The 25,959-nt window shown below is 71.4% G+C and carries 24 protein-coding genes; 9 read left to right on the top strand and 15 right to left on the bottom strand.

What is annotated here, in order from left to right; translation table 11 throughout:
* Positions 1–104: 104 nt before the first annotated feature.
* The 4 genes from QMK61_RS11630 to QMK61_RS11615 form a co-directional block, all read right to left on the bottom strand.
* Entirely contained in the window at positions 105–1,715 is a 1,611-nt protein-coding gene (locus QMK61_RS11630; protein WP_302072375.1) for a GGDEF domain-containing protein, read from the bottom strand.
* Positions 1,716–1,889: 174 nt separating this feature from the next.
* Positions 1,890–2,150: a hypothetical protein gene (locus QMK61_RS11625; RefSeq protein ID WP_302072374.1), complete on the bottom strand. Its 261-nt coding sequence runs from the start codon at positions 2,148–2,150 to the stop codon at positions 1,890–1,892.
* Between the two features lie 131 nt (positions 2,151–2,281).
* Positions 2,282–3,109: an SAM-dependent methyltransferase gene (locus tag QMK61_RS11620; protein ID WP_302072373.1), complete on the bottom strand. Its 828-nt coding sequence runs from the start codon at positions 3,107–3,109 to the stop codon at positions 2,282–2,284.
* Between the two features lie 67 nt (positions 3,110–3,176).
* Positions 3,177–5,609 carry a prolyl oligopeptidase family serine peptidase gene (locus QMK61_RS11615; RefSeq protein ID WP_302072372.1) on the bottom strand — a complete coding sequence of 811 codons (2,433 nt, stop codon included), beginning with the start codon at positions 5,607–5,609 and terminating at the stop codon, positions 3,177–3,179.
* A gap of 131 nt (positions 5,610–5,740) precedes the next feature.
* Between QMK61_RS11615 and QMK61_RS11610 the strand changes: the two genes are divergently transcribed.
* Positions 5,741–7,846 (top strand): prolyl oligopeptidase family serine peptidase, encoded by a 2,106-nt coding sequence (locus QMK61_RS11610; protein ID WP_302072371.1) that lies wholly within the window; start codon positions 5,741–5,743, stop codon positions 7,844–7,846.
* A 487-nt stretch (positions 7,847–8,333) separates the two neighbouring features.
* On the opposite strand, the gene QMK61_RS11605 is transcribed toward QMK61_RS11610, so the two are convergent.
* A complete protein-coding gene (locus QMK61_RS11605) occupies positions 8,334–9,287 on the bottom strand; it encodes a helix-turn-helix domain-containing protein (RefSeq protein WP_302072370.1) in 954 nt (317 codons plus the stop codon).
* Positions 9,288–9,417: 130 nt separating this feature from the next.
* On the opposite strand from QMK61_RS11605, the gene QMK61_RS11600 reads away from it, so the two are divergent.
* The 5 genes from QMK61_RS11600 to hemC all read left to right on the top strand — a co-directional run bounded on the left by QMK61_RS11600 (position 9,418) and on the right by hemC (position 13,852).
* Positions 9,418–10,065, top strand: coding sequence for a cysteine hydrolase family protein (locus QMK61_RS11600; protein WP_302072369.1), 648 nt, complete (start codon positions 9,418–9,420; stop codon positions 10,063–10,065).
* 104 nt (positions 10,066–10,169) lie between these two features.
* Positions 10,170–10,841: an alpha/beta fold hydrolase gene (locus tag QMK61_RS11595; protein WP_302072368.1), complete on the top strand. Its 672-nt coding sequence runs from the start codon at positions 10,170–10,172 to the stop codon at positions 10,839–10,841.
* Between the two features lie 269 nt (positions 10,842–11,110).
* Entirely contained in the window at positions 11,111–12,178 is a 1,068-nt protein-coding gene (locus QMK61_RS11590; RefSeq protein WP_302072367.1) for a histidine kinase, read from the top strand.
* Entirely contained in the window at positions 12,156–12,860 is a 705-nt protein-coding gene (locus QMK61_RS11585; RefSeq protein WP_302072366.1) for a LytTR family DNA-binding domain-containing protein, read from the top strand. The genes QMK61_RS11590 and QMK61_RS11585 overlap by 23 nt, the downstream gene beginning before the upstream one ends.
* 74 nt (positions 12,861–12,934) lie before the next feature.
* Positions 12,935–13,852, top strand: a complete 918-nt coding sequence (gene hemC, locus QMK61_RS11580) for a hydroxymethylbilane synthase (protein WP_302072365.1) — start codon at positions 12,935–12,937, stop codon at positions 13,850–13,852.
* A gap of 66 nt (positions 13,853–13,918) precedes the next feature.
* Here the strand turns inward: hemC and QMK61_RS11575 are convergent, their stop codons facing one another.
* Complete coding sequence (locus QMK61_RS11575) at positions 13,919–14,728, bottom strand: DUF481 domain-containing protein (protein WP_302072364.1); 810 nt, start codon at positions 14,726–14,728, stop codon at positions 13,919–13,921.
* An 81-nt stretch (positions 14,729–14,809) separates the two neighbouring features.
* Entirely contained in the window at positions 14,810–15,646 is an 837-nt protein-coding gene (locus QMK61_RS11570) for a hypothetical protein (RefSeq protein WP_302072363.1), read from the bottom strand.
* 152 nt (positions 15,647–15,798) lie between these two features.
* On the opposite strand from QMK61_RS11570, the gene QMK61_RS11565 reads away from it, so the two are divergent.
* A complete protein-coding gene (locus QMK61_RS11565) occupies positions 15,799–16,779 on the top strand; it encodes a YafY family protein (protein WP_302072362.1) in 981 nt (326 codons plus the stop codon).
* An 8-nt stretch (positions 16,780–16,787) separates the two neighbouring features.
* On the opposite strand, the gene QMK61_RS11560 is transcribed toward QMK61_RS11565, so the two are convergent.
* Positions 16,788–18,566 (bottom strand): SLC13 family permease, encoded by a 1,779-nt coding sequence (locus QMK61_RS11560; protein WP_302072361.1) that lies wholly within the window; start codon positions 18,564–18,566, stop codon positions 16,788–16,790.
* Positions 18,567–18,775: 209 nt separating this feature from the next.
* Between QMK61_RS11560 and QMK61_RS11555 the strand changes: the two genes are divergently transcribed.
* The gene (locus QMK61_RS11555; protein WP_302072360.1) at positions 18,776–19,696 is read left to right on the top strand and encodes a patatin-like phospholipase family protein; all 921 of its coding nucleotides are present in this window, start codon (positions 18,776–18,778) and stop codon (positions 19,694–19,696) included.
* 117 nt (positions 19,697–19,813) lie between these two features.
* Here the strand turns inward: QMK61_RS11555 and QMK61_RS11550 are convergent, their stop codons facing one another.
* The 6 genes from QMK61_RS11550 to QMK61_RS11525 form a co-directional block, all read right to left on the bottom strand.
* Entirely contained in the window at positions 19,814–20,182 is a 369-nt protein-coding gene (locus tag QMK61_RS11550; protein ID WP_302072359.1) for a DUF488 domain-containing protein, read from the bottom strand.
* A 120-nt stretch (positions 20,183–20,302) separates the two neighbouring features.
* Positions 20,303–21,019, bottom strand: coding sequence for a glycosyltransferase (locus QMK61_RS11545; RefSeq protein WP_302072358.1), 717 nt, complete (start codon positions 21,017–21,019; stop codon positions 20,303–20,305).
* A 270-nt stretch (positions 21,020–21,289) separates the two neighbouring features.
* Entirely contained in the window at positions 21,290–22,168 is an 879-nt protein-coding gene (locus QMK61_RS11540; protein WP_302072357.1) for a ParB/RepB/Spo0J family partition protein, read from the bottom strand.
* 5 nt (positions 22,169–22,173) lie between these two features.
* The gene (locus QMK61_RS11535; protein WP_302072356.1) at positions 22,174–23,031 is read right to left on the bottom strand and encodes a ParA family protein; all 858 of its coding nucleotides are present in this window, start codon (positions 23,029–23,031) and stop codon (positions 22,174–22,176) included.
* Between the two features lie 38 nt (positions 23,032–23,069).
* Entirely contained in the window at positions 23,070–23,729 is a 660-nt protein-coding gene (gene rsmG, locus QMK61_RS11530; RefSeq protein WP_302072355.1) for a 16S rRNA (guanine(527)-N(7))-methyltransferase RsmG, read from the bottom strand.
* Between the two features lie 139 nt (positions 23,730–23,868).
* Positions 23,869–24,321 carry an SPFH domain-containing protein gene (locus tag QMK61_RS11525; RefSeq protein WP_302072354.1) on the bottom strand — a complete coding sequence of 151 codons (453 nt, stop codon included), beginning with the start codon at positions 24,319–24,321 and terminating at the stop codon, positions 23,869–23,871.
* Between the two features lie 162 nt (positions 24,322–24,483).
* Between QMK61_RS11525 and QMK61_RS11520 the strand changes: the two genes are divergently transcribed.
* Positions 24,484–24,990, top strand: a complete 507-nt coding sequence (locus QMK61_RS11520) for a gluconokinase, GntK/IdnK-type (protein WP_302072353.1) — start codon at positions 24,484–24,486, stop codon at positions 24,988–24,990.
* Between the two features lie 46 nt (positions 24,991–25,036).
* Here the strand turns inward: QMK61_RS11520 and QMK61_RS11515 are convergent, their stop codons facing one another.
* Entirely contained in the window at positions 25,037–25,870 is an 834-nt protein-coding gene (locus QMK61_RS11515; RefSeq protein ID WP_302072352.1) for a pirin family protein, read from the bottom strand.
* Positions 25,871–25,959 lie beyond the last annotated feature (89 nt).

Genomic DNA, 25,959 nt, shown 5'->3' with positions numbered 1-25,959 from the left:
TACCACGCCTTGAGCACCTTGATGCCGTTGGCCCGGAGGGTCCACTCCTCCGCTCGCTCCGGTCGGAGCGTAGGGGGAGGCGTCCATACCATCTGTTCAGGCTCTCAGGCTTCCGCCAGGGCGCCGTCGCCGCCGTCGGCGACCACGCGGTTGCGTCCGCCGCGCTTGGCCCGGTACAGCGCGGCGTCGGCCTCCCGACACAGGCGTTGCAGGCCGTAGCCTAAGATGTCGGTGCAGGCCAGCCCCACGCTGGCCGAATACGCGACGACGAAGCCCTCGCTCTGCAGCGGCGAGGCGTCGATCGCCGCGCGGATGCGGTTCGCCACCGTCCGCCCCCGCTCGCGCGGGCAATCGGCCAGCAGGATGCCGAACTCCTCGCCGCCCAGGCGGCCGAACAGGTCGGCCGGGCGCAGCTGCTGCCGGCACAGCGCCACGGCATGCCGCAGCACCGCGTCGCCGGTGGCGTGGCCGTGGGTGTCGTTGATGCGCTTGAAATGGTCCAGGTCGATGAACATCAGGCAGGCCACGCCCTGCCGCTTCTCCAGCAGGCGCAGCACGCGCTCGGCCTCGCCCATGAAATACTGGCGGTTGCAGATCGCCGTGAGGCCGTCCTGGCAGGACAGCTTCTTGAAGCGCAGCTGCGAGCGCTTCAGCCGCAGCAGCCAGAACACCACCGACGCCAGCGCCAGCAGCAGCAACACGATGTACAGGCGGCCGGTTTCCACCGCCTTGGCGTTCAGCGCCTGCTGCAGGCGCAGGATCTTGTTCTGCCGGCTCAGCTTCTCCGTCTCGAGCTTTTGCGCCAGCAGGTGCTGCTGGGCCGTCTCGTAGGCCAGCGCCCGCGCGCTGACGTCGTTGAGGTAGCCCTTGTCCTGGGCTGCGTAGTGTTCGTAGTAGTTCAACGCCGCCGCGGCGTGCCCTTGCCGCTTTTCGATCTGATAGAGCACCTCGTAGGCCTGCATCAATCGTTCGTTGACGTCCTCGGGGTGACCCATCGCCACCGCGGCGAGGGCGGCCTGTTTGGCTTCGCCGTCGCGCCCCAGCTTCGCATAGGCCTGCGCGCGCTTTACCTGCGCCGACAACACATGCGGGTAATAGCGGTTGATGCGGATATCGGGGGAAACCTGATCAAGCAGGGCCAATGCCTTTTCAGGTCGCCCCTCTCTCAGGTAGAGGCTGTCCAACACCAGCCAAAGGGCATCGGCGTAAATCGGCTGCTTGGCAGTCTCGCAGACGTCGATAGCGCGCCGCAGTTCCGGGCTGCTGGATGAGAGTCGCTTGCCGTTGAACAATGCCGCGGCTTGCAGGTAGTAGGGACGGCAAAGCGTTTCTCCCGCAGGAATGGAACTCTCCATCATGCGCGCATACTGAATCGCGAGACGGGCCTGACCAGCGAAGTCCAGCATCTGCGACAGGTTCATCAACAGCATGAACCGGGCTTGCGGGTCCTTGACCTGCGGCAAATCCATCGTCAGGCGATTCGCCAGCGCGTAGGCCTCTTCGTAACGCCGGCTGGCTGCCAGGTTGCTCAAGAGCAGCGCCGAGGCCTTGATGGCCAGCGTCTTATCGCCTGACGTGTCGATGATCTCGCGAAGCTGGAATTGCGATCTGGCGTAGTTCCCCTCATACATGGTCTCCCAGGCTTCGAGGTAACGCAGATGCCATTGCTCACTTGTGGTCAAAGGCAAAGCCCCCCGCCGGATCTCCTTCAGCATTTGAAGGAATCGCGGATGGTCTGCGGTACTCAGGCTCTCCGCCTGGCTCAAAAACCGGGCCGGGTCTTCGGTGGGAACCGGAGCGGCATGGGCCCGCACTAGCGCGCACCACCCTATGGCCATCACGACAGGCCATATGCAGATACGGCTCAGCGGGCCGGACATATCCGTCGTCTATTTTTCGGGGGCTGGTTCGTTGCCCTCTTCTTCTTCCTCTTCCTCTTCGTGTGCCGGGCTCTGCACCGACTCGGGCACTTGATTTGCCTTGTTCCCGAACTCCGTCGACAGCATGGCGCTGTCGCCGGAGGCCACCGCCGCCTTGAGCGCCGCTGAGGCTTGCGCCCGTTCCAGCATGTCGCCCAGTTCCCCAGCCGAAGCGTGCCGCAGCGTGGCGTCACTGCCGATGGTTTCCAGCAGATCGATGGTGTCTGCCATGGTCTTTCCCCCGTTCCCGTGATGGTCGTGCAACGTTGCCGGGCACCGGCCATACCGGTGTCCGTCATTCAAGCCAGTGCGGACTGCTTTCCCCAAAGAGGCACTGCCAATGGCACATTATGTCGACTGATTCACATTTTGGCATGTGCCTCCAGCCGGTCCAACGCGTCCAACCGGTCCAGGATGGCCTGGTTCAGCCGCATGGGCTCGGCTGGCGGCAGCACCACCGTTTCCTCGGCGGTCAGCGCCACTTGCGGCAGGTCGCGCAGGGCGATGCGCCGGATGCGCGGCGGCTGGATCGGCAAGGTGGCGCCCCGGTAGATGAGGACCTCGTGGTCCAGCGGGTAGTCCTCGGCGAGCAGGTCCACCAGCACCTGCCGGTAGGCCGGCCCGGTCCGGAAGCGCCCCAGCGAGCGGTCGCCCACCAGCCCCACCTGCCACAGCACCAGGTAGCCGGTGTTCTCGATGCGCCGCCGGTAGAACAGCAGCTGGCTGGCCTCGAAATGCTGGCAGCCATAGCGGCCGGGATCGATGCCCAGGTCGGCGTAGAGGCAGTCCTCGGCGGAGATGCCCGGTTCCATGTGCGCCTGGAAGCCTTCCGCCCGGGCGGCCTCGATGGCCTTGTGCGGCGACCAGGCGAAGATGCCCGGGTGGCCGTAGAACACCCCGCAGACGCGCTTGCCGGCGCGCACCTCGGCCATCATCAGCCCGACCCACTGGCGGTAGGTCTTCAGCCGCGACTTGCCCTCCGCGTAGTAGGGCTGGAGGCTGCGCACGTCCGGGTGCATGCGGCCCAGCCACACTTCCACGATGGCGTCGGAAAGCCCGGCGAACACCACGTCCGCCTGTTCGATATGGCTGCGCGCCAGCGGCGTGAGGTGGGAGCCCAGGGTCATGCCCAGGCCCACGCAGGCCAGGCTGCCGCGGCGGGCCTCGTTCGGGGGCGTGGAAATGGGCATCGTCATCGCCCGATGGTAGGGCAAAACGCCGCCGCCGCGCCCGACCGGGCGCGACGGCGGCCGAGGTTCAGCGCACCGGCTTCACGTAGGTGTCGAACAGCTCGTCGATGCGGCGGTACTCGTCGTACCAGTCGTCGGCGTGCTCGAAGCCGTGGCGTTCCAGCGGGTACAGCGAGATCCAGAAGTTCTTCTTGTGCAGCTCGACGAAGCGCTGGTACAGGCGGATCGAGTCGCTGGCCATCACGTTGTCGTCGATCAGGCCGTGCTCGATCAGCAGCGGGTCGCGCAGGTTGGCCGCGTACTCGATCGGCGAGCTGGCCTGGTACGCCTCGGGGTCGAGCTGCGGGTCGTTGAGGATGTTCGAGGTGTACTCGTGGTTGTAGGTGGTCCAGTCGGCGGGCGCGCGCAGCGCGGCGCCGGCGGCGAACTCGCCCGGGGCGCGCAGCAGGGCCATCTCGGTCATGAAGCCGCCGTAGCTGCCTCCGTACACGCCGACGCGCTTCGGGTCGACGCCGTGGTGCTTCACCAGCCACGCCTTGCCGTCGAGCAGGTCTTCCAGTTCCGGGTGGCCCATCCGGCGGTAGATGGCGTCGCGCCAGTCGCGGCCGTAGCCGGCGGAGCCGCGGTAGTCCATGTCCAGCACCACGTAGCCCTGCTGCACCAGCAGGTTGTGGAACAGCTGCTCGTGCACGTAGTAGGTGGCCTGCTTCGACACGTCCTGCAGGTAGCCGGCGCCGTGCACGAAGATCACCGCGGGGCGCGAGGCGGGCGCGTCGGTCTCGTCGGCCGGGCCGTAGTACTTGGCGTAGACCACGCCGGCGCCGTGCGAGGACGGTACCGCGACGAACCGCGGCTGGATCCAGTGGCGCGCGGTGAAGGCGGGCTTCATGGTGTCGGTCAGCTCGCGCGGCGCGCCGCCGGCGGCCGGCTGCGCCGCCAGCTGGCTGAACAGGTACGGCGCCGAGTGCAGCACGGCGAGTTGCGCGCCGTCGGGCGACAGCGCGAAGCCGTCCACGCCCTCGTATTGCGTGACCCGGCTCAATGCCCCGCCGCTCGAGGGCACGCGGTAGACGTCGTAGCTGTACGGCGCCGTCTTGTTCGCCAGCAGGTAGAACCAGCGGCCGTCCGGGCTGAGCTGCGGCTGGCTCACCTCGAACGTGCCGTTGCCGGTGAGCGCCTTCGCCTTGCCGTCCAGCGGCTTGGCGTAGAGCCGCGACCAGCCGCTGGCCTCGCTGAGGTACCACAGCGTGCGGCCGTCCTTCAGCCAGCCGAAGTCGTTGAAGCTCCAGTTGATCCAGGCGTCGTCGTGCAGGCGGTCCTGCGGCACCAGCGTGTGCGAGGCGAAGTCGACGGTGGCGATCCAGCGGTCCTTGTTGTCGATCGCGCGCAACTGCACGGCGGCCTCGCGGCCGTCCGCGCTCCACGCGATGCCGCCACCGCTGCCTTCGTTGGCGATGGTGACCGGGCGCACGTCCGGCGCCTTCAGCGCCTTGGCCTCGTCGCCGTGGCCGGCCTTCTCCAGCGCGGCCACGGTGCGCGCCCGGATCGCCTTCAGCGGGTCGTCCTTGATCCCGGGCAGGCCGTCGGTCGACAGCGGCCAGGTCTTGTGCGCGGCGAGGTCGAGCAGCAGCAGCGACTGCGGCGCCGGATCCTTGCGGCCGACGTAAGTGCGCGCCTTCTCCGCCTCGGTGTAGCCGGAATCGGTGACGTAGTGGATCACCTCGGGCGCCTTGCCGTCGTCGCTGCCGGCGGGCCGCGTGATCACCAGCATCCAGCGGCCGTCGGGCGACAGCTCGGTATCCAGCGGCACGATCTTGTCGCCCAGCCAGAACGGCCGCGGTGCGCGGCTGGCGTCGGCGGCGTCCAGCGCCCGGCGCGCGGCGACGCGCGCGTCCTTGTCGGCCTTGATCTCGCGCAGGGTCTTGAACAGGCGCAGCTGCTCGCGTTCCAGCGCGCCGGGCGGCTTCGCCTGCGGGTCGTCGGCGAACTTCAGCACCGCTGCCGGCGCGGTGACGCCGCTGGCGAGGTCGTAGACGTACCAGTCGTTGCCGTCGCGGAACTGCAGCGCGCGGCCGTCGGCGGAGAACTGCGGCGCGGATTCCTCCTGCGGCGTGCGCGTGACCTGCACGCGGCGGCCGCTGGCCAGGTCGACCAGGAACACGTCGCCGTGCAGCACGAAGGCGGCATGAGCGTGGGCGCGGTCGTATACCGCGGGGCCGTCGGCCTGCGCCATCGCGGCGGGGTCGAGCTTCGTCGCGGCACCGCCGGCCGGGTCGACGCGGTACAGGTCGCGCACTGGGCTGCCGTCCCGCTTCACGCGGTAGTAGAGGCTGCGGCCGTCCACGCTCCAGTACGGGCTTTCCACCGGCTGGCCGATCCAGTCCGGGCTGGCCATGATGGTGTCCAGGTCCAGCGGGCCGGACGCCGGCGCCGTGTCCGCCACCGCGGCGGCGGGCAGCACGGCGAAGGCGGCCAGGCCGGCAAGCAGCAATCGGCGCATGGGGCTACTCCAGTCGAAAACGGGGCAGCATAACCAAGCGGGGCAGGCAGGCAAGCGCCAACAGTCGCCTTTCCCGCCGCGCACGCGGCGCGCTACCCTCGCAAACCGCCCGTTCCACGCCGGAGTGCCCCATGCCGCGTCTGCGCCACCTGCCCCTGCTCGCCCTGGCCGTCTGCTTCGCGGCACCGGCGCGGCAGGCGCCCAAGCCGCCGGCCACGCCGCGGCACGACGCCTCCAGCGTGATCCACGGCGTCACCGTGCCCGACCCGTACCGCTGGCTGGAAAACCCCGGCGATCCTGCCGTGCAGGCCTGGATCAAGGCGCAGAACGCGTATACCGAAAGCGTGCTGGCAGCGATGCCCGACGGCAAGGCGATGACTGCGCGCGTGCGGCAACTGGCGATCACCTCCACCACCCGCTCCGGCCCGCTGCTGGCCGGCGGCACGCTGTTCTACCTGCAGGAAACCCCGCCGCAGCCGCAACCGCAGCTGATCGCGCAGCCCTGGCCCGACGGCCAGCCGCGCGTGCTGGTGGACCTCAACGCGAACGGCGGCATCACCGCGATCACCGGCTACTGGCCCTCGCCCAGCGGCCGCTACCTCGCCTACGGCACCGCCGAGGGCGGCAGCGAGCTGACCACGCTCCACGTGCTCGACGTGCAGAGCGGCAAGACCCTGCCCGACGCGCTGCCCTGGGCCGGCGGCGGCACCACGCCGCAGGGCGTGGCCTGGGACGCCGACGAGCACGGCTTCACCTACGTGCGCTTCCCGCCGCCGCCCGCGGGGCAGGCGGTGGTGCAATTCCACGCCGCGCTGGTGCACCACGTGCTCGGCGACCCCGCCACGGCCGATGCGGTGGTGTTCGGCAAGGACTACTCCAAGGTGGCCGAGTACCGCCTGCTGGCCTCGCCCGGCGCGAAGCGGCTGGCGGTGCTGGCCAATGCCGGCGACGGCGGCCCGGCCGAGGTCTGGCTGCGCGACGGCGCCGACTGGAAGAAGGTGCTGGGCGGGGACGCGAACGTGCGCACCGCCGCCTGGGTCGGCGACCGGCTGGTGGTGGCCAGCTTCGCCGGCGCGCCGCGCGGCCGCCTGCTGGCCGTGGACGCGGACGGCAAGGCCACGCCGTTGCTGGACCAGCGCAACGGCGCCGTGCAGGACATCGCGCCGGTGGCCGACGGCTTCCTGGTGGTGCGCAGCTGGGGCCCGGACTGGTGGGTGGAGCAGTACGACGACGGCGGCCGGCTGGTGCGCCGGCTCGACCTCCCCGCGCACGACATCGGCATCGGCGGCATCGCCGCCGAGCACGGCCAACCGCGGGCGCTGATCGCCTACGGCGGCTGGACGCTGCCCTCGCGCTGGGCCGAGTACGACGCCGCCAGCGGCACGCTGAAGACCGTGTTCGAGGTGAAGCCCGCCGCCGACTACTCGAAGGTGCGCAGCTACCGCATCGACGGCCTGTCCAGGGACGGCACCCGCGTCCCGGTCACCGTGCTGGCGATGCAGGACGTGGCGCCGAACGGCCGCCGCCCCGCCATCCTCTACGGCTATGGCGGCTTCGACATCCCCACCGCGCCGCACTTCGTCGGCCCGGAGCTGGCCTGGCTGGAGCGCGGTGGCGTGCTGGCCTTCGCCAACATCCGCGGCGGCAACGAGAACGGCCAGCAATGGCACGCGCAGGGCCAGAAGCTCGACAAGCAGAACGTGTTCGACGACTTCCACGCCGCCGCGCTGGCCCTGCTCGCCGCGCGCTGGACCGACCGCGCGCACCTCGGCATCCTCGGCGGCAGCAACGGCGGCCTGCTGATGGGCGCCTCGCTGGTGCAGCACCCCGGCGACTACCGCGCGGTGGTCTCGATGGTGGGCATCTACGACATGCTGCGCCACGAGACCGAGTTCGCCAACGGCGCCTACAACATCCCCGAGTACGGCAGCATCGACGACCCCGCCCAGTTCAAGGCCACGCTGGCGTATTCGCCGCTGCAGAACGTGAAGCCGCATGTCGCCTACCCGGCGGTGCTGATGACCACCGGCGCCAACGACCCGCGCGTGGCGCCGTGGCAGTCGCGCAAGTTCGCCGCCGCGCTGCAGGCCGCCACGACGTCGCGGCAACCGGTGCTGCTGCTCACGCGCATGAACGCCGGGCACGGCATCGGCGCACCGTTCTCGCAGCGCGTGGGGAACACCGCGATCATGTTGACGTTCTTCGCGCAGGAGCTGGGGTTGCCGCGCGGGAAGTAGGCTGGCGTGATAGCTCGGCTGTTCGCCTGCGGCGGGCTTTCTGCCGTTCGTTGCACGGATCGCAGCGCCCGCTCGCCTGCGGAGGGAATGCCGCAGCCTGTCATGCCCTCGCTTTCTCCAGCGTGGCCGGACGCTTCGTCTTGCCTCGCGCTTCATCTCCCTCGCCGTCATTCCGGCGCAGGCCGGAATAGTTGTTGATGTCGGTCAAGCGCTTGCGCCAAAGGTCGGCAAACGGAGCGCGACGAAGACAGCCCGTCTGCCTCGAGGGCGGGGCAAAAGGCGCCCTCCCCTGCGTGCAGGGGAGGGTTGGGGAGGGGTGCTCTTGGCTTGAAAGCCAAAGCGTGACCCCCTCCCAACCTCCCCCTGCACGCAGGGGGAGGAGTTCATGGCCTACGCCGGAATGACGGGCGGAAGCGGCGAGGCTTTCCAGCCGTCGAAGAGCCGGAGTCCAGTGACGGACTCGTGCGCAGCACGCCTGTCCACACCCTCACCCGCCCCGGAACTCCCGTCGGTACATCGAGGGCGTGGTATTGAACGCGGCGGCGAAGTGCTGGCGCAGCGACAGCGGCGTGCCGAAGCCGGCCCGTTCGGCGACACGCTCGACCGGCTGCGCGGTGGTTTCCAGCAGGCGCTGGGCCAGCGCCAGCCGCTGCGACAGCAGCCACTGGCCCACGGTGGTGCCGGTGTGCCGGCGGAAGTGACGGGTGAAGTTGCGCCGGCTCATCGCCGCGCGTGCGGCCAGCGAATCGAGGCTGTGCGCCGCATCGAGATGGCGCGCCGCCCACGCCAGCGTCTTCGTCAGCGGCGTGTCGCGCGCGGTGGCCAGCACCGGTTGCTCGATGTACTGCGCCTGGCTGCCTTGGCGGTGCGGTGGCACCACCAGGATGCGCGCGACGCGGGCTGCGGTATCCGCCCCCAGGTAATGACGCATCACGTGCAGGCAGCAGTCGATGCCGGCGGCGGTACCGGCCGAAGTGAGCACGTCGCCCTCGTCCACGTACAGCACGTTCGGATCGACACGCACGCCGGGATAGCGTTCGGCGAATCGGGCGGCCCAGCGCCAGTGCGTGGTGGCGCGGCGGCCATCGAGCAGGCCGGCCGCGGCCAGCACCCAGGCGCCCAGACATAGGCCCACCACCAGGGCGCCGCGCGCATGTGCGCGGCGCAACGCGGCCAGCAGCGGCGCCGGCGGGATCTCGTCCGGGTCGCGCCACGAGGGCACCACCACGATGTCGGCCCGCGCCAGCTCCCGCAGGCCGTAGCGGGCATCGATGCCGAAACCGGCCTGCGCGCGCAGCTCGCCCGGCTCGGCGGCGCACACGCGCACGTCGAACAGCGGCGCGTCGCCACCCGCCGTGTCGCCGAACACCGCGCACGGCACCGACAGGTGGAACGGCCGGATCAGGTCGAACGCCACCACCGCCACGCGCATCTTCGTCATCGCCGCCGCTCCATCGAGATTGGCCTGATCATAACCATAATTGTCATTCGGGCCACTCCCGGTCGCAGCCGGCGGGGGCGGATCATGTCTTCGCCGGGGCATACCGCCCTTCATCCCCAGGGAGATCATCATGACCACGCCGTCCCAGCTTCCGCGCCGCGCCCTCGTCGTGATCGACGTGCAGAACGAATACGAGACCGGCGGCCTGCGCATCCAGTACCCGCCGGTGGCCGACTCGCTGCGCAACATCGGCCGCGCGATGGACGCCGCGCACGCCGCCGGCATCCCGGTGATCGTGGCGCAGCAGTCCTCGCCGGTCGACGCGCCACTGTTCGCCACCGGCTCGCGCGGCTGGCAGTTGCACGAGGTCGTCGCCAGCCGCCCGCGCGATCACTACCTGCGCAAGACCCTGCCCAGCGCCTTCGCCGGCACCGACCTCGGCGAGTGGCTCGAGGCGCACGCCATCGACACTCTGGCGGTGGCCGGCTACATGACGCACAACTGCAACGACACCACCATCAAGCACGCCTTCGACGCGGGCCTGCAGGTGGAATTCCTGGTGGACGCCTCCGGCAGCGTGCCCTATGCCAACCGCGCCGGCTCCGCCACCGCCGAGGAGATCCACCGCGTGTTCGCGGTGGTGGAACAGTCGCGCTACGCCGCGGTGGTGACCACCGACGAGTGGATCGCCCACCTCGCCGCCGGCACCACGCCGGAGCGCGACACCATCCACGCCTCGCACCAGCGTGCGCTGGCGCGGGCGGTCGCGGCCGCCTGAGGCTCCGCGCTTCCCCCGCCGCGCGGGGGAAGCCGGGCGACTGCACAGCCGGCCGGCCGCACGGCTCGCGCTAAGCTGTGCGCTTTTCCGCCCCGATGCCCGCCATGTCCGCCCTGCTCCCCGCCGTCGAACACGAAACCGCGCCGAACCCCACCCACAGCATCGTCTGGCTGCACGGCCTGGGCGCCGACGGCCACGACTTCGCGCCGATCGTGCCGGAGCTGGCGGCACCGGGCTGGCCGCCGGTGCGCTTCGTGTTCCCGCATGCGCCGGTGCGGCCGGTGACGGTCAACGGCGGCATGCCGATGCGCGCGTGGTATGACATCGCCGACTTCGACCTGCACGCGCGCCAGGACGCGGCCGGCATGCGCGCCTCGATCGAAGCCACCGAAGCGTTGATCGCCCGCGAGAACGACCGCGGCGTGCCGGACGAGCGCATCGTGCTGGCCGGCTTCTCGCAGGGCGGCGCGATCGCGCTGGCCGCGGGGCTGCGCCATCCGCGCCGGCTCGCCGGCATCGTGGCGCTGTCCACCTACCTGGTGCTGGGTGACAGCCTGGACACCGAGCGCAGCGCGGCCAACGCCGCCACCCCGGTCTTCCAGGCCCATGGCACGTTCGACCCGGTGGTGGCGCCGCCGCGCGGCGCCGACGCCCGCGCGCGGCTGGAGGCGCTGGGCTACGCGGTGGACTGGCACGCCTACCCGATGGCGCACGCGGTCTGCCCCCAGGAAATCGGCGACCTGCGTCACTGGCTGGGCCGCCGGCTCGCCGGTTGAAGCAGGTGCTGCGGCATACTTCGCCGCATGAGGGGAGTCCACACGAAACGCCACGGAAACGCCACGCCGGCGACTGCCAGGCGGATGCTTTTCGTGCCAAACGTGGCTAGTGAATCCCTCTCCCCCCGGGAGAGGGTGGCGGCAGCCGGGAGAGGGTGCGGGCAAAGCAGGACGTGGCGGCGATACCGAACCCTCACCCCAACCCCTCTCCCCACGGGAGAGGGGCTTGAACCCATCGCGCGGCACATACCCGACCAGGCCGCCATCGCATGAGCGAAGCGCCTCCGCCCCGCCCCGAACGCGCCCCGCTGCCGGACTTCTGCAGCCTGCCCGCGCTGTTCGCGCTGTTCGTGGTGGGCGCGCTCACCGTGACGGTGATGTGGCTGGCGCCCGACGGCCAGCGCGACTGGCGCGCGTTCAGCGTCGGCATGGCCTTCGTGGCCTGGCTGGCGCTGCTGCTGGCGGTGGCGCTGTGCAAGCTGGCGCCGCTGCTGCAGCGCCTGCCGCGACGCTGGCCGTATGCCGGCGTGTGGTTGCTGATGGTGCTGCTGGTGGCGCTGGCCTGCGCGGTGGCGCAGTGGCTGGACGGCGCGCTGCAGCTGCAGCTGGTCCGCGGCGGCGGCCTGCGCTTCGTGCGCGACGGCGCGCTGATCGCCGCCCTGCTCGGCGCCGCGATGCTGCGCTACTTCTACGTGCTGGCGCAGTGGCAGGCCCGCCTGGCCGCGGTGGCGCACGCGCAGGTGGAAGCGCTGCAGGCGCGCATCCGCCCGCACTTCCTGTTCAACAGCATGAACACCGTGGCGGCGCTGGTGCGGGTGGACCCGGCCGCGGCCGAGCGCACCATCGAGGATCTCGCCGAACTGTTCCGCGCCGCGCTGGGCCAGCACGGTTCGCGCGACGGCACGCTGGGCGAGGAGCTGGCGCTGGTCGAGCGCTACCTGGCGATCGAACAGCTGCGCCTGGGCGAACGCCTGCGCGTGCACCGCGACCTCGACGCGGCGCCGGCGGATTTCCCGCTGCCGCGCCTGCTGCTGCAGCCGCTGGTGGAAAACGCGGTGCGCCACGGCATCCAGCCGCTGCGCGGGGGCGGCGAGATCGTGCTCGCCGGCCGGTGCGACGGCGGCTTCGTCGAAATCACGGTCGACAACCCGCTGCCGCCCGTGCCCGCGCGCGGCGGCAACGGCCACGGCCTGGACAACGTGCGCCAGCGCGTGGCCTTCCGCTATGGCGCGCGCGCGCAGGTGCAGGCGGGGCCGCGGGACGGCCGCTTCGTGGTGCGCCTGCGGCTGCCGCTGGAACCGGGGGAGGACGACGATGCGCGTGCTGATCGCCGATGACGAACCGCTGGCGCGTACCCGCCTGGCCGCGCTGCTGGGCGAGTGCGAGGGCGCCGAACTCGCCGGCAGCGTCGGCGACGGCGAAGCCGCGCTCGACGCGCTGGCCGGACTGCAGCCCGACCTGCTGCTGCTCGACATCAACATGCCCGGCCTCGACGGCACCGCGCTGGCCGCGCGCCTGGCCGGCCGGCCGCGGCCGCTGGTGGTGTTCTGCACCGCCTACGAGAACCACGCCATCACCGCCTTCGAGCTGGGCGCGGTGGACTACCTGCTGAAGCCGGTGCGGCTGGAGCGCCTGCGTGAGGCGCTGCAGCGCGCGGCGCGCCGCCTCGACGCCGCGCCACGCGAACCGGCCGGCTACCTGCACGCGCGCGTGCGCGGCGAGCAGGTGCGCGTGGCGCTGGGCGAGGTGATCTGCCTGCTCGCCGAGGAAAAGTACGTGCTGGTGCGCCACACCGGCGGCGAGCTGTTGATCGACGACTCGCTGCGCCAGCTGGAAGACGCCTATCCCGAGCAGCTCGTGCGCCTGCACCGCAACTGCCTGGTGCCGCAGGCGCGCCTGGTCGGCCTGAAGCCCCTCGCCGACGGCCGCGCGCTGGCCCGTCTCGCCGGCACCGACTTCAGCCCCGAGGTGAGCCGTCGCAATCTGCCGGCGGTACGCCGGCTGCTGCGAATGGGCTGACACGCACCGCGGACGGCCACACGGCGCGGGCATCTGCGCGACAATGGCCGCCGATCTTCCGCCGCGGAGCCGCCATGACCGTCCCCACCCTGCGCATCGCCACCCGCCAGAGCCCGCTCGCGCTGTGGCAGGCCGAGCACGTGGCGGCGCGGCTGCGCACGGCGCATCCGGACCTGCGCGTGGAACTGGTGCCGATGACCACGCGCGGCGACCAGATCCTCGACCGGTCGTTGGCGACCGTCGGCGGCAAGGGGTTGTTCCTCAAGGAACTGGAGGTGGCGATGCTGGAAGGCCATGCCGACCTCGCCGTGCACTCGCTGAAGGACGTGCCGGCGGAACTGGAGCCCGGCTTCGCGCTGCCGGCGGTGCTGCCGCGCGCGGACGCGGCGGACGCGTTCGTCAGCAACCACCACGCCGACCTCGCCGCGCTGCCGCACGGCGCGCGCGTGGGCACGTCCTCGCTGCGGCGGCAGGCGCAGCTGCGCGCGGCACGGCCGGACCTCGAGCTGCTCGACCTGCGCGGCAACGTGGGCACGCGGCTGGCCAAGCTGGACGCCGGCCACTACGACGCGATCGTCCTGGCCTGCGCGGGGCTGGAACGGCTGGGCCTGGGCGAACGCATCCGCAGCCGGCTGGCCGCGCCGGACTGGCTGCCAGCGCCGGGGCAGGCGGCGATCGCAATCGAGGCGCGCGCCGACCGCCCGGCCGTGCTGGAGCACCTGGCCGTGCTGGACGACGCCGAGACGCGCCTGGCGGTGAGCGCCGAGCGCGCGATGAACCACGCGCTCGGCGGCAGCTGCACGGTACCGGTGGGCGCCTGGTGCACGGTGACCGAACGCGGCCTGCACCTGGCCGGCCTGGTGGGCGACGCGGCCAGCGGCCGCCTGCTGCGCGCCGAGGCGCACGCCGCGCAGGACCACGCCGAAGCGCTGGGCCGCGAAGTCGCCGCGGCGCTGTTCGCGCAGGGCGCGGGCCGGCTGCTGGGCCACTAGGCGGAAAACGAAGAAGCCCCGGCCTGGAGCCGGGGCTTTCGGGCAACCGCGGACCGCGGGCGTGCGTCAGAGGTTGTAGACGACGTTGGTGGTGGCCAGCGTGTCGGTCTTCTTCACACCGGGCAGCACCGAGCTGTGGTGGCGCACTTCGTAACCCACCTTCAGCGACAGCTTCTTGGTCATGCTGACGGCGAGGCCGGCGTCGTCCTGGAAGTACTTGTCCTTGGAGCCCGATTCCGTCAGGAAGGTGTTCTCGAACGTGGTGTTGTCGGTGAGCCGGTACTTGTAGTTGACCAGGCCGCGCAGCACCACTTCCTTCTGCCGGTCCTGGTGGTACGGCGTGCTGACGCCGTTCACCGTGATGGTGGTGTCGGCCGGCTGGTATTCCTTGTAACCGGGGCCGACTTCGAACGACAGCTCGGTGCGCTGCGTCTTCAGCGCGATGTAGCCGTAGCCGATCGAGAGGATCGCCTGCCAGCGGTTGGCGCCGAACTGGTCGTGCTCGTAGCGGCCGGCGCCCACGATGTAGCTGCGCGGGTCGAGCTTGTAGCCCACCGAAGCGCCCATGTCATAGCGGTTGGCGGTGGTGTTGTATTTCTTGAGGGTGTCGCCGTTGCTGTCGACGATCTTCACCTGGCTCTTGGAACGCAGCGCGTCGAGGAAGAAGCTGTTCTTCCACTGCGCGTTTTCCTGGTTCAGGCCCAGCTTGGCGTCCAGGTTCTGCGAGCGCGTGTTGCCGGTGGTGGACGCGAAGCCGAGTTCACCCGAGCCGGTCCAGCTGCCGTTGGCCTGCTGGGTGCCCGAGGTGTCCTGGGCCTGCGCGGCGAAGCAACCGGTGGCGGCGAGCACCAGGCTGGCGAGCAGGAGTTTCTTCATGGGGACGGTCCTTGCTTTGTTAAAACGCTGTTGAACGCGCACCTTAACGGGACGGCTTGAATACGCCGTGAACACGCCCGGTCAGCCGGCCTGCATCGTCGGCGCGGGACGCGGGGCGGCGGCGCGGTACAGGCGCCGCTCGATGCTGCGCCCGAGCACGCAGGCCAGCGCCCCGATCAGCACCGGCCAGCGGTCGTCGACGGTGAAGTGGGTCGCCAGCAGGGCCACGCAGGGCACCGCGTAGGTCAACAGCGCGCCCAGGTAGCGCTGCCGCCACCAGCGGTTGCGTCGCCGCGACCCGGCCAGCGCCTGCCAGCGCATGCCCTCCACCAGGCCCAGCAGCAGGGCCAGCAGGAGCAGGCCGATGATCCAGTCGCGGTTGCCGCCGATGCGCGCGGCCGGGTCCTGCGAGACCACGCACAGCAGCAGCCACAGCCCGCCGCCGTAGCAGGCGGCCACCGCGCGGTCGAGCGACAGCGGCCCGACCAGGGCGGACGGGCGGATGGCACGCTCGCGCCGCGCATAGACCACGCAGGCCAGGCTGCCGGCGGTCAGCGCCACGGCGGCAAGGCGGGTGGCCCAAAAATCGTTGCTGCCGTGCACCAGCCCGGCCACGCCGAACACCGGCAGGTAGCACGCCAGCGCCAGCAGCGCGTCGCGGTCCGGCCGCAGGCCGCGCTCCAGCCGCCAGCCACGCCAGCCGCGCAGCGCCGGCATGCCCAGGCTGGCCAGCAGCGGGCCCAGGCTCACGAACACCGCTCCCAGCAACAGCGGCACCAGGGCCTCGCCGCGGCCGATGCTGTAGATGCCCAGCGCCAGCCCCAGGCCGAGCAGCATCCAGACGCCGTAGCCGCAGGCGGCCAGCGTGCGCAGTGCGGTCGCGATCCAGCCGGGTGCGGGGCGGATTGGCTCGGGCATCGGCATCCTCTGGTGTTTCGCCGCGGCCGGTGGTGGCGGCCGTCCATCGATTGAACACGGATCGACGACGCGATGTCCACCTCGCCGACGCCGACTTGCAGCCGGGGCGCACCGTCTCCATGCTAGGCGGGCCCACGCTTCCGACCCCCGCCATGGACCGCTACGAGCGCATCCTCACCCTGCACCGCGTGCTGAAGTCGGCGCACTACCCCGTGCCGCTGCCCAAGCTGATGGACGAGCTGGAATGCTCGCGCGCCACGCTGTACCGCGACATCGCCTTCCTGCGCGACGCGCTGGGCGCGCCGATCGAGAGCGCCGGTGGCGAGCACGCCGCGTTCCGCTACGAGCAGCGCGAGGGCGAGCGCTTCGAGCTGCCCGGCCTGTGGCTGACCTCGGACGAACTGGCCGCGCTGCTGGCGCTGAACGAGCTGATCGGCCGCAGCGGCCCCGGCGTGCTGGCCGGCGCGCTGGCGCCGTTCAAGGCGCGCATCGAGCACCTGCTGTCCGACCAGGGCAGCGGCAAGGCGCTGCCGGTGGAGCGCATCCGCGTGATCGCCTGGGGCGAACGCAAGCTCGACCAGCACGTGTTCCGCGTGGTGGCCGGCGCGGTGCTGGAACGCCGGCGCCTGCGCTTCCGCTACCGCGCGCGCACCACCAACGCGGACAGCCGCCGCACCGTGTCGCCGCAGCGGCTCACCCACTACCGCGACAACTGGTACCTCGACGTGTGGGATCACGATCGCGAGGCGCTGCGCAGCTTCGCGGTGGACCGCATCGCCGACCCGCAGGCGCTGGACGAGCCCGCGCTCGACGTGCCCGAGGCGCAGCTCAACGACGCGCTGGCCTCCAGCTACGGCATCTTCGCCGGCGCGCCCAAGGCCTGGGCCACCATCCGCTTCTCCCAGCATGCCGCGCGCTGGGTGGCCGACGAACACTGGCATTCGCAGCAGAAGGGCGCGTGGCTGCCCGACGGCCGCTACGAACTGCAGCTGCCCTACTCCAACTCGAAGGAGCTGCTGATGGACGTGCTGAAGTACGGCCCCGACGCGGAGATCGTGGCGCCGCTGCCGCTGCGCGAGGAGATGAAGTCGCTGCTGCACCTGGCCCTGAGCGGCTACCAGGGCCGCGGCTGACGCGCCATTCAGCGGCCGGCCGCGGGATGGAACGGCCAGAAGTGCGGGATCAGCCACATCGACAGCGCGCAGAACACCAGGATCAGCGGGATGCCCACCTTCATGAAGTCCGTGAAGCGGTAGCCGCCGGCGTAGTACACCATCGTGTTGGTCGGATAGCCCACCGGCGTGGCGAACGAGGTCGCCGCGGCGAACGCCACCGCCACCACGAACGGGCGCGGGTCGACGTGCATCGCGCCGGCCACCGACGCGGCGATGCCCACCATCAGCACCACCGACGGGTTGTGGCCCATCAACTCGGTGAGCAGCGCGGTGAGCAGGTACACCATCAGCAGGGCGGCCAGCGGCCCGTGCGTGCCGACCAGGTCCATGCCCAGCCGCACCAGCGCATGCGACAACCCGGTCTTCTCGATCGCGATGCCCAGCGGCAGGATCGCGCCGAGCAGGATGATGATCTTCCAGTCCATGCCTTCGTAGACGTCCTTGCGCCCGAAGCACCCGGCCAGCGCCATCGCGGTGGCGCCGCAGATCGCGGCGATCGGGATCGGCAGCCAGCGCAGGCCCGAAGCGACCACCACGGCCGCCATGATGCCCACCGCGTAGATCGCCTTGCGCGGCGTGCGGCGCATCTCGTCGCGCTGGCCGAGCACGATGAAGGCCTCGTCGTTGCGCAGGTTCGCCAGCGCCTTCTCGTCGACCAGCGCCAACAGCACGTCGCCGACGGCGAAGCTGACGTCGCTGAGCTTGTCGCGCAGCACCTGGCCGCGCCGGTGGATCGCCAGCACCACCGCGTCGTAGCGCCAGCCGATGCCGGTCTCGCCGACACGCCGGCCCTCGACCGCGCTGGCCGGCGCCACCATCAGCTCCACCATCACGCGGGCGTGGTCGTCGTCCTTCACGTAGCGGCTTTCCGGCGCGTTGCGCAGGTCGGCCTGGCGCCGGAAGTCCTCGATCTTGTCCCAGTCGCCGCGCACCAGCAGCACGTCGCCCGCGGCGATCTCCTGCGAGCGCGGCGACCACATGTGCTTTTCGCCGCGCAGCAGCTCCAGCGGATACACGCCGTACGTCTCGCCCAGCCTCGCCTCGGCGAAGCTCTGGCCGATCAACGCCGAACCGGCGGGCACCTCCAGCTCGGTCACGTACTTGCCCACGTCGGCCTGCACCGGCTGTTCGGCATCGACGTGGCGCGGCAGCAGCCAGCGGCCGACCAGCATCAGGTAGGCCATGCCGACCACGGCCAGCACCGCGCCCAGGCGCACGAACTCGAACACGCCGAAGGCCTGCAGGCCGTGCTTCTGCGCCAGGCTGTCGGCCAGCAGGTTGGACGAGGTGCCGATCAGCGTGCAGACGCCGCCCATCTGCGCCGCGTAGGCCATCGGCATCAGCACCCGCGCCGGCGAGGTCCGGGTGCGCTGGCACACGCGCAGCGCCAGCGGCAGGAAGGTGGCGACCAGCGCGATGTTCTTCACGAAGGCGCCGATCGGCGCGATTGCCAGCATCATTGCCAGCGTGAGCACCCATGGCCGCCTGATCCGCGAGAGCAGGCGGGTGAGCGGGTCCAGCGCGCCGGAACGCTCGATGCCCAGGCTCAGCGCGAACATCGCCGCCACGGTGACGGTGGCCTCGTTGCTGAAGCCACTCAGCGCCTCGGCCGGGCTGACGATACCCAGCACCACCAGCGCCGCCAGCACCAGCAGCGCGACCAGGTCGATGCGCAGCTTCTCGCTGGCGAACAGCGCCATCGCCGCCGCGACGATGGCCACGGTCGCCCAGGCCTGCCAGCTCACGCGCACCCCGCGCACAGGGAAACGGAACGCGCGCCGCGGCGCGCCGGGACGATGGCCGGTCTCACGGGCTTCCTCGCTTGCTGCGGGCAGGGCATGGTCGCATGCTACGCGGACACGGGACGGGCGCAACGGCTGGCCGCAGCGTGCGCGATCCCCGGCGCCGACGGCGCGCGCCACCCATGCAGGACCTCCACTTCGCTTTCACACGCATGTCTTCCCTCGCCATCGACGATCACGCCTCCACGCCGCCGCGCCGCCCCACCGTGGCGCTGGCGCTGGGCGCGGGCGGCGCCAAGGGGCTGGCGCACATCGGCGCGATCGAGGAACTGGAGCGCCAGGGCTTCGAGATCATCGCCATCGCCGGCTGCTCGATGGGCGCGCTGATCGGTGGCATCTACGCCACCGGCAAGCTCGACGTGTACCGCGACTGGGTCACCACCCTGGCCCGGCTCGACGTGCTGAGGCTGGTCGACTGGACCTTCCGCGGCGGCGGCCTGATCAAGGGCGACAAGATCATCGACACCCTGCTGGAGATGATCGGCGACGCACGCATCGAAGACCTGCCGCTGTCGTTCACCGCGGTGGCCACCGACATCGACCGCGAGCGCGAACTGTGGCTCAGCCGCGGCTCGCTGTTCGACGCGATCCGCGCCTCCATCGCCATCCCCACCGTGTTCCGCCCGCACCACGTCGACGGCCGGCGGCTGGTCGACGGTGGCCTGCTCAACCCGGTGCCGGTGACGCCGCTGATCCGCGAGGCGGCCGACTACCTGGTGGCGGTGAGCCTGGACGGCCCGCCGCAGCCGGCCACGCCGGAAACGCTGGAGGCGGACGGCGTCCAGCGCCGCCGCGGCCTGCTGCACCGGCTGCTGCCGCACGCCAGCGGGCCGGACAAGCCGCACGAACCGGGCATGCTGGAACTGCTGGGCCGCTCGATGGACCTGATGCAGGCCAACCTGTCGCGCCTGCGGCTGGCCGCGTACGAGCCGGACCTGCTGATCCAGCTGCCGCGCAACGTCTCCACCGCCTACGAGTTCTACCGCGCGAAGGAACTGATCGAGCTGGGCCGCGAGCAGGCGCGAAAGGCGCTGGAAGGCTGGAAGGAACGCCATCCCGGCCAGTTGTCGTAACGCCGCGCCCCTCCCCCTGCTTGCAGGGGGAGGCTGGGAGGGGGTCCAACCTCGCGGCGAGGTTGGGTGACCCCTCCCCAACCCTCCCCTGCAAGCAGGGGAGGGCGCCGCGGTGCCTCAGCCCGGCCCGTGCTTCTTCAGCCAGTTCTCCAGGTAGGCCTTCAGCACCACGGCGTTGTTGTGCTCCTCGTCGCGCGCGCCGAACAGCAGGGTGACGCGGTGGCGCTCGGCCTGCTCGGCCAGCGGGCGCCAGTGCTCGGCCAGCGCGTCCAGCTCGCCCGCGTAGCGGTGGCGGAAGCCTTCCCAGCGCGCCGGGTCGTGGCCGAACCACTGCCGTAGCGCGGTGGACGGCGCCAGTTCCTTCAGCCACAGGTCGATCGCGGCGTCTTCCTTCTTCAGGCCGCGCGGCCACAGGCGGTCGACCAGCACGCGCCGGCCGTCGGACTTCGCGGCCGGCTCGTAGACGCGTTTCACGCTGATGCTCACGGCAAACCTCCCTGGCGGGAAGCTTCAAGCATACGCCGCCGCCATCCATGCGCCGTGACGGGCCTTGCCGGCCCGCGTCGACCCGCGCCTGCCGGTTCCGGCGCGACGACGGGCCGGCGCTCAGAGTTCCTCGACCCGGGTCACCTTGCCGCGGCGCATCAGCCAGGCCACGCCGCGCAGGTCGGCCAGGCCCACCCACAGGCGGTCCAGCATGCCGTACTTCGACGTGCCGGCGGTGCGCGGGCGGTGGCCCACCGGCACGCTCACGCTCTGGAAGCCGGCGCGCTTCACCAGCGCCGGCAGGTAGCGGTGCATGTGGTCGAAGTACGGCAGGCGCAGGAAGGTCTCGCGCTCGAACAGCTTGAGGCCGCAGCCGGTGTCGGGCGTGGCGTCCTTCAGCATGCGCGAGCGCACCGCGTTGGCGATCTTCGAGGAGATGCGCTTGTTGAAGCTGTCGCGCCGCGTGGTGCGCCAGCCGGCGAACAGCTTCACCTCCGGCGCGGCGTCGGCGCGCGCGGCGAGCAGTTTCGGGATGTCGGCCGGGTCGTTCTGGCCGTCGCCGTCCAGCGTGGCGACCCATGGCGCACGCGCCGCGCGCACGCCGTTCCACACCGCGGTGCTCTGCCCGCTGCGGGTGACGTGGTGCAGCACGCGCAGTTCCGGATGCGCGGCCTTCTGCGCGGCCAGCACGGCGCGGCTGTCATCGGCCGAGTCGTCGTCGACGTAGACCACCTCGTAGTCGACCTGGCCGCGCAGCGCGGCGGCGATTTCGGCGAGCAGCGGCGGGATGTTGTCGCGCTCGTTGAACACGGGGACGACGACGGAGAGCTGGGGCATGGCGGGGCCTTTGCGGAAACGGATGCCGCGATGCGACGGCAGGTAGGCAGTTTAATCCATGCGGCTCGCGAACTACGCCCCTCTCCCGGCGGACGCGGGGAAGGGCCATGGATGGCCCTGTCTTGAGGAGCGAGGAAGAGGGGGCGGGGGTGGGGGCACGGGCGAAGCGCGGGGCTGCGCTCCGTCCGTACCCTCACCCGGCCTGCGGCCACCTTCCCCCGGAGGGAGAAGGGAAAGAGCAGCGCCCGGGAAGCGCGAGGCGACCACGCCTCAGCGCAGCTTGCCGAGGATGCCGTCCAGCTCGTCGTTGCTGTGGTAGTGGATCACCAGCTTGCCGCGGCCGCCGCGGCCCTGGGCCACTTCCACCCGGGTGGCGAAGCGCTCGCCCAGCTCGCGCTCCAGCGCGTCGACGTTGGGATCGCGCGCGCCGCCCGCCTTGGCCTTGCCCTTGGGCGCGGTCTGCGCCTTGCGCGCGGCGTCTTCCAGTTCGCGCACCGACCAGCCCAGGGTCGAGGCCCGGCGCGCCAGCGGCAGCGCGATCGCCTCGTCCAGGGTGACGAGGCAGCGGGCGTGGCCCATCTCCAGCTTGCCGTCGTCGAGCAGCTTCTTGATCGGCGCGGGCAGCTCGGTGAGGCGCAGCAGGTTGGACACGGCGGCGCGCGAGCGGCCCACCGCGTCGGCGGCCTGCTGGTGGGTGAGGCCGAAGTCGTCGATCAGGCGCTTCAGCGCGTCGGCTTCTTCCAGCGGGGTGAGGTCCTGGCGCTGGATGTTCTCGATCAGCGCCAGCGCCGGCACGGCGGCTTCCTCCACCACCTTCACCAGCGCGGGGATCTCGTCCAGCTGCGCGCGTTGCGCCGCGCGCCAGCGGCGCTCGCCGGCGATCAGCTCGTAGCTGTCCTTGCCGACCTCGCGCACCACCACCGGCTGGATCAGGCCCTGCGCCTTGATCGAGGCGGCCAGCTCGTCGAGCGCGTCCTCGTTCCAGTGCCGGCGCGGCTGGTACTTGCCGGGGCGGATGCGCTGGATCGGCAGGTTGCGCAGCGGGCCGTCCTGCTCCGGCCCGCCGGCGGCCGCCGGCGCCGCGGCGGCGTCGCCGCCCAGCAGGGCGTCCAGCCCGCGTCCCAGTCCCCGTTTCTTCGCGGCGGCCATCGGTATCAGTGCTCCTGGTGTAGGTACGACGCGGTGTCGACCACGTCTTCGCGGACGCCGTCGCCGTGCATGTCGTGCAGCGCGTTCACCGCCGCCTGGGCGCCGCGCTCGCGACGGATGACCTCGCCGGCCAGGCCGATGTAGGCGATCGCGCCGCGCGAGCTGCGGTCGTACAGGTGGATCGGCTGGCCGTGGCTGGGCGCCTCGGCCAGGCGCACGTTGCGCGGGATGATCGAGCGCAGCACCTTGTCGCCGAAGTGCTGGGTGAGCTGGGCGGAGACCTCGTTGCCGAGGTTGTTGCGCACGTCGTACATGGTGCGCAGCAGGCCCTCGATCTCGAGCGAGGGGTTCAGCCGCTGGCGCACCGCCTTCACCGTGTCGAGCAGGCTGGACAGGCCCTCCAGCGCGAAGTACTCGCACTGCACCGGGATCAGCAGGCCGTCGGCCGCGGTCAGCGCATTGAGGGTGAGCAGGTGCAGCGAGGGCGGGCAGTCGATCAGGATGGTGTCGTAGCGGCCGGCCACCTTGGCCAGCTGCTCCTTCAGCCGGCTCTCGCGGGCCAGCGCGTCCATCAGCTTGAGCTCGGCCGCGGTGAGGTCGCCGTTGCCGGGCAGCAGGTCGTAGTGCGCCTCGGTGGTGACGATGGCCCGGTCGATCGGCGCCTCGTCCAGCAGCACCTCGCAGCCGTTCGGCCTGGCCTCGTGCTTGTCCACGCCCGACGCCATGGTGGCGTTGCCCTGCGGATCGAGGTCGACCAGCAGCACCTTGCGCTTCGCCGCGGCCAGCGCGGCGGCGAGGTTGACGGCGGTGGTGGTCTTGCCGACACCGCCCTTCTGGTTGGCGACGGCGATGATGCGGGCCATGGGTCGTCGGTACCGTGCGCGTGCGAAAGGGGGCTAGATTAGCAGGCCGGCCCCGTCGATGGGCCCGGCCCGGCGCGGCCCATCACCACCAGGCAGCGGCCGGCGTCCAGCCCGGGCACGGCCAGGTCGTGCACGCCGCGTACCGCGAAGCCGGGCGGCACGCCGGGCAGCTCGTCGTCCGGCGCCCTGCCCTTCATCGCCAGCCAGATGCCGCCGGGCGCCAGCAGGTGGCCGCCCCAGGCCAGCATGTCGGCGAGGCTGGCGAAGGCGCGCGCGGTGACGCAATCGAACGTGCCCTCGACCTGCTCCACCCGCGACTGCACGGCGCGCACGCCGTCCAGCCTCAGCGCGCGGATCGCCTCGCGCAGGAAGCGCACCTTCTTGCCGTTGGAGTCCACCAGCAGCACCTGCCGCCCCGGCGCGGCGATCGCCAGCGGGATGCCGGGCAGGCCGGGGCCGGTGCCGAGGTCGGCCAGGGTCGCGCCTTCGACGAAGGGCAGGATCGCCAGCGAATCGAGCAGGTGGCGGGTGACCATCTCGGCCGGGTCGCGCACCGCGGTGAGGTTGTAGGCGGCGTTCCAGCGCTCCAGCAGGGCCACGTAGTCCAGCAGGCGTTCCGGCGCGCCGGCCGGCAGCGCCAGGCCGAGCGCGGCCACGCCGTGTTCGAGCTGGCGGTGCAGGTCGGCGCGTGCGGTCATGCGGGTGTCCATGGCGGGGGGCGGGCCGTGCAGTATCCGGCCCGGCCAAGAAAAGGAAAACCCGCCGGGCGGCGGGTCAAGGCGTTGCAACTCCCCTCGGCGCGGGCGCTCTCGGGCGGCCCTGCGCGTTATTTGGGCATCAGGCGAAGTCCAGCTCCACCCGGGTCACCATCACGCCGCGCTCGCGCAGCAGGCCGTTGAGGCGCTGCTTTAGCGCCGAACCCAGCGCGCGGTTGTCGACGGCGGGCACCGCCTCGCCGCGCAGGGCCTCCAGCGCGCCGTGGCGGATCAGCTGGTCGGCCTGGTCGATCACCGCATCGGCACGCTCCGGCTCCAGCACCTGCCAGTAGACGGTGCCGCGCACGTCGCGCGCATCGGCCAGCGGTTCCTCGAAACGCAGCACCTGGCCGTTGAGGTCGATGCGGTGCGCCACCCGCTCCAGCAGCGGCATCACCACGTGGGTGCCCGGCTGCAGCAGGCGCACCGGCTTGCCGTGGCGATGCAGGCTGTAGACCTGGCCGGCCGGCACCCGCTTCACCGCGCACAGCGCGATGGTGGAGAGGCACAGCAGCAGGGCGGTCCAGATAATCATCGTGAAATCAGCAAGTTATTGAGTGTTTCTGCCAGAAGCTCTACGAAAATAGCTTACAGGCAATTGAAGCAGCTTGGATTAATCTTTATTTAACGACGATCCGCGGCGGGATTCAAGCACCCGGGTAGACTGGTGGGCCGGCGTGTGCGGCAGGTCTCGACGATGGATGGCAACGGCCCGGTGGGCGTGGTGGTGATGGGCGTGTCCGGCTGCGGCAAGAGCAGCCTCGGCGCGGCGCTGGCCGCGGCCGGGGGCTGGCCGTTCCTGGAGGGCGACGACTTCCACCCGGCCGCGAACATCGCCCGCATGCGCGCGGGCCTGCCGCTGGACGACGCCGACCGCGCACCATGGCTGGCCGCGCTGGCGGCGGCGATCGCCGGCCATCTGCACGCGGGACGCAGCGTGGTGGCGTCCTGCTCGGCACTGAAACGCGCCTACCGCGACACGCTCCGCCAGGCCGGGCCGCTGCGCTTCATCTACCTGCCGGTGCCGCCCGGCGAACTGCGCCGGCGCATGCGCGAACGCAGCCACTTCATGCCGCCGGCGCTGCTGGACAGCCAGCTCGCCACGCTGGAGGAACCGGCGGCGGACGAAGGCGCGCTGGTGCTGCCGCCGGCACCGCCGGAGGCGATGCTGGCGCAGGCGCGGGCGTGGCTGGCCCGGCGATGACGCGCCACGCCCTCCCCCGCATGCGGGAGGGAGGGCGCGCCGTGCCTCAGAACCGCCCGGCGCGGAAGTCGGCGATGGCCTCGTGGATCTGCTCGGGCGTGTTCATCACGAACGGACCGTAGCGCGCCACCGGTTCGGCCAGCGGTCGGCCGGCCACCAGCAGCACGCGCGCCGGCGAGCCGCCGCCGGCCACCCGCACGCGGTCGCCGTCGGACAGCACCGCCAGCTCGCTGCGGCCCAGCCGCTGGCCGGCCACCTCGGCCGCCTCGCCGTCGAACACGTAGGCGAAGGCGTGGTGGCCCGCCGGCAGCGGGATCTCCACCTGCGCGCCCGGCTGCAGCGCGAGGTCCAGGTACACCGGCGCGGTGGCGATGCCCTCGACCGGGCCGGTGGCGCCGGCCAGCGCGCCGGCGATCACCCTGGCCGTGACGCCATCGGCCGGCTGCACCGCGGGAATGCGTTCCGGCGCGATGTCCTGGTAGCGCGGCGCGGTCATCTTGTCCGCGGCGGGCAGGTTCACCCACAGCTGGAAGCCCCACATCAGGCCGTTCTCCTGCTGCGGCATCTCCGAGTGCAGGATGCCGCGCCCGGCGGTCATCCACTGCACGCTGCCGGGGCCGAGGTCGCCCTGGTTGCCGTGGTTGTCGCCGTGCCGCATGTGGCCGGCGAGCATGTAGGTGACGGTCTCGAAGCCGCGGTGCGGATGCTCGGGGAAACCGGCGATGTAGTCGTCGGCGCTGTCGGAGCGGAATTCGTCCAGCAGCAGGAAGGGATCGAGCATGTCCAGCCCGGGCTGGCCGATGATGCGCTTCAGCTTCACGCCGGCGCCGTCGGCGGTGTCGATGCCGCGGATGCGGCGGAGGATGCGGCGTTCGCTCATGGCGGAACTCCCCGTGGCAAGTGATGCCGCCAAGATGGTCGCGCGGCGCGCGTGATCCAAGCGCCACGACGGGAACGCATCGTTCCGCC

This window comes from Fulvimonas sp. R45, from assembly GCF_030504985.1.
Classification (GTDB): domain Bacteria; phylum Pseudomonadota; class Gammaproteobacteria; order Xanthomonadales; family Rhodanobacteraceae; genus Rhodanobacter_A.
The sequence above is the reverse complement of the archived record's forward strand: the minus strand, read 5'-3'. Positions and strand labels throughout refer to the sequence as shown.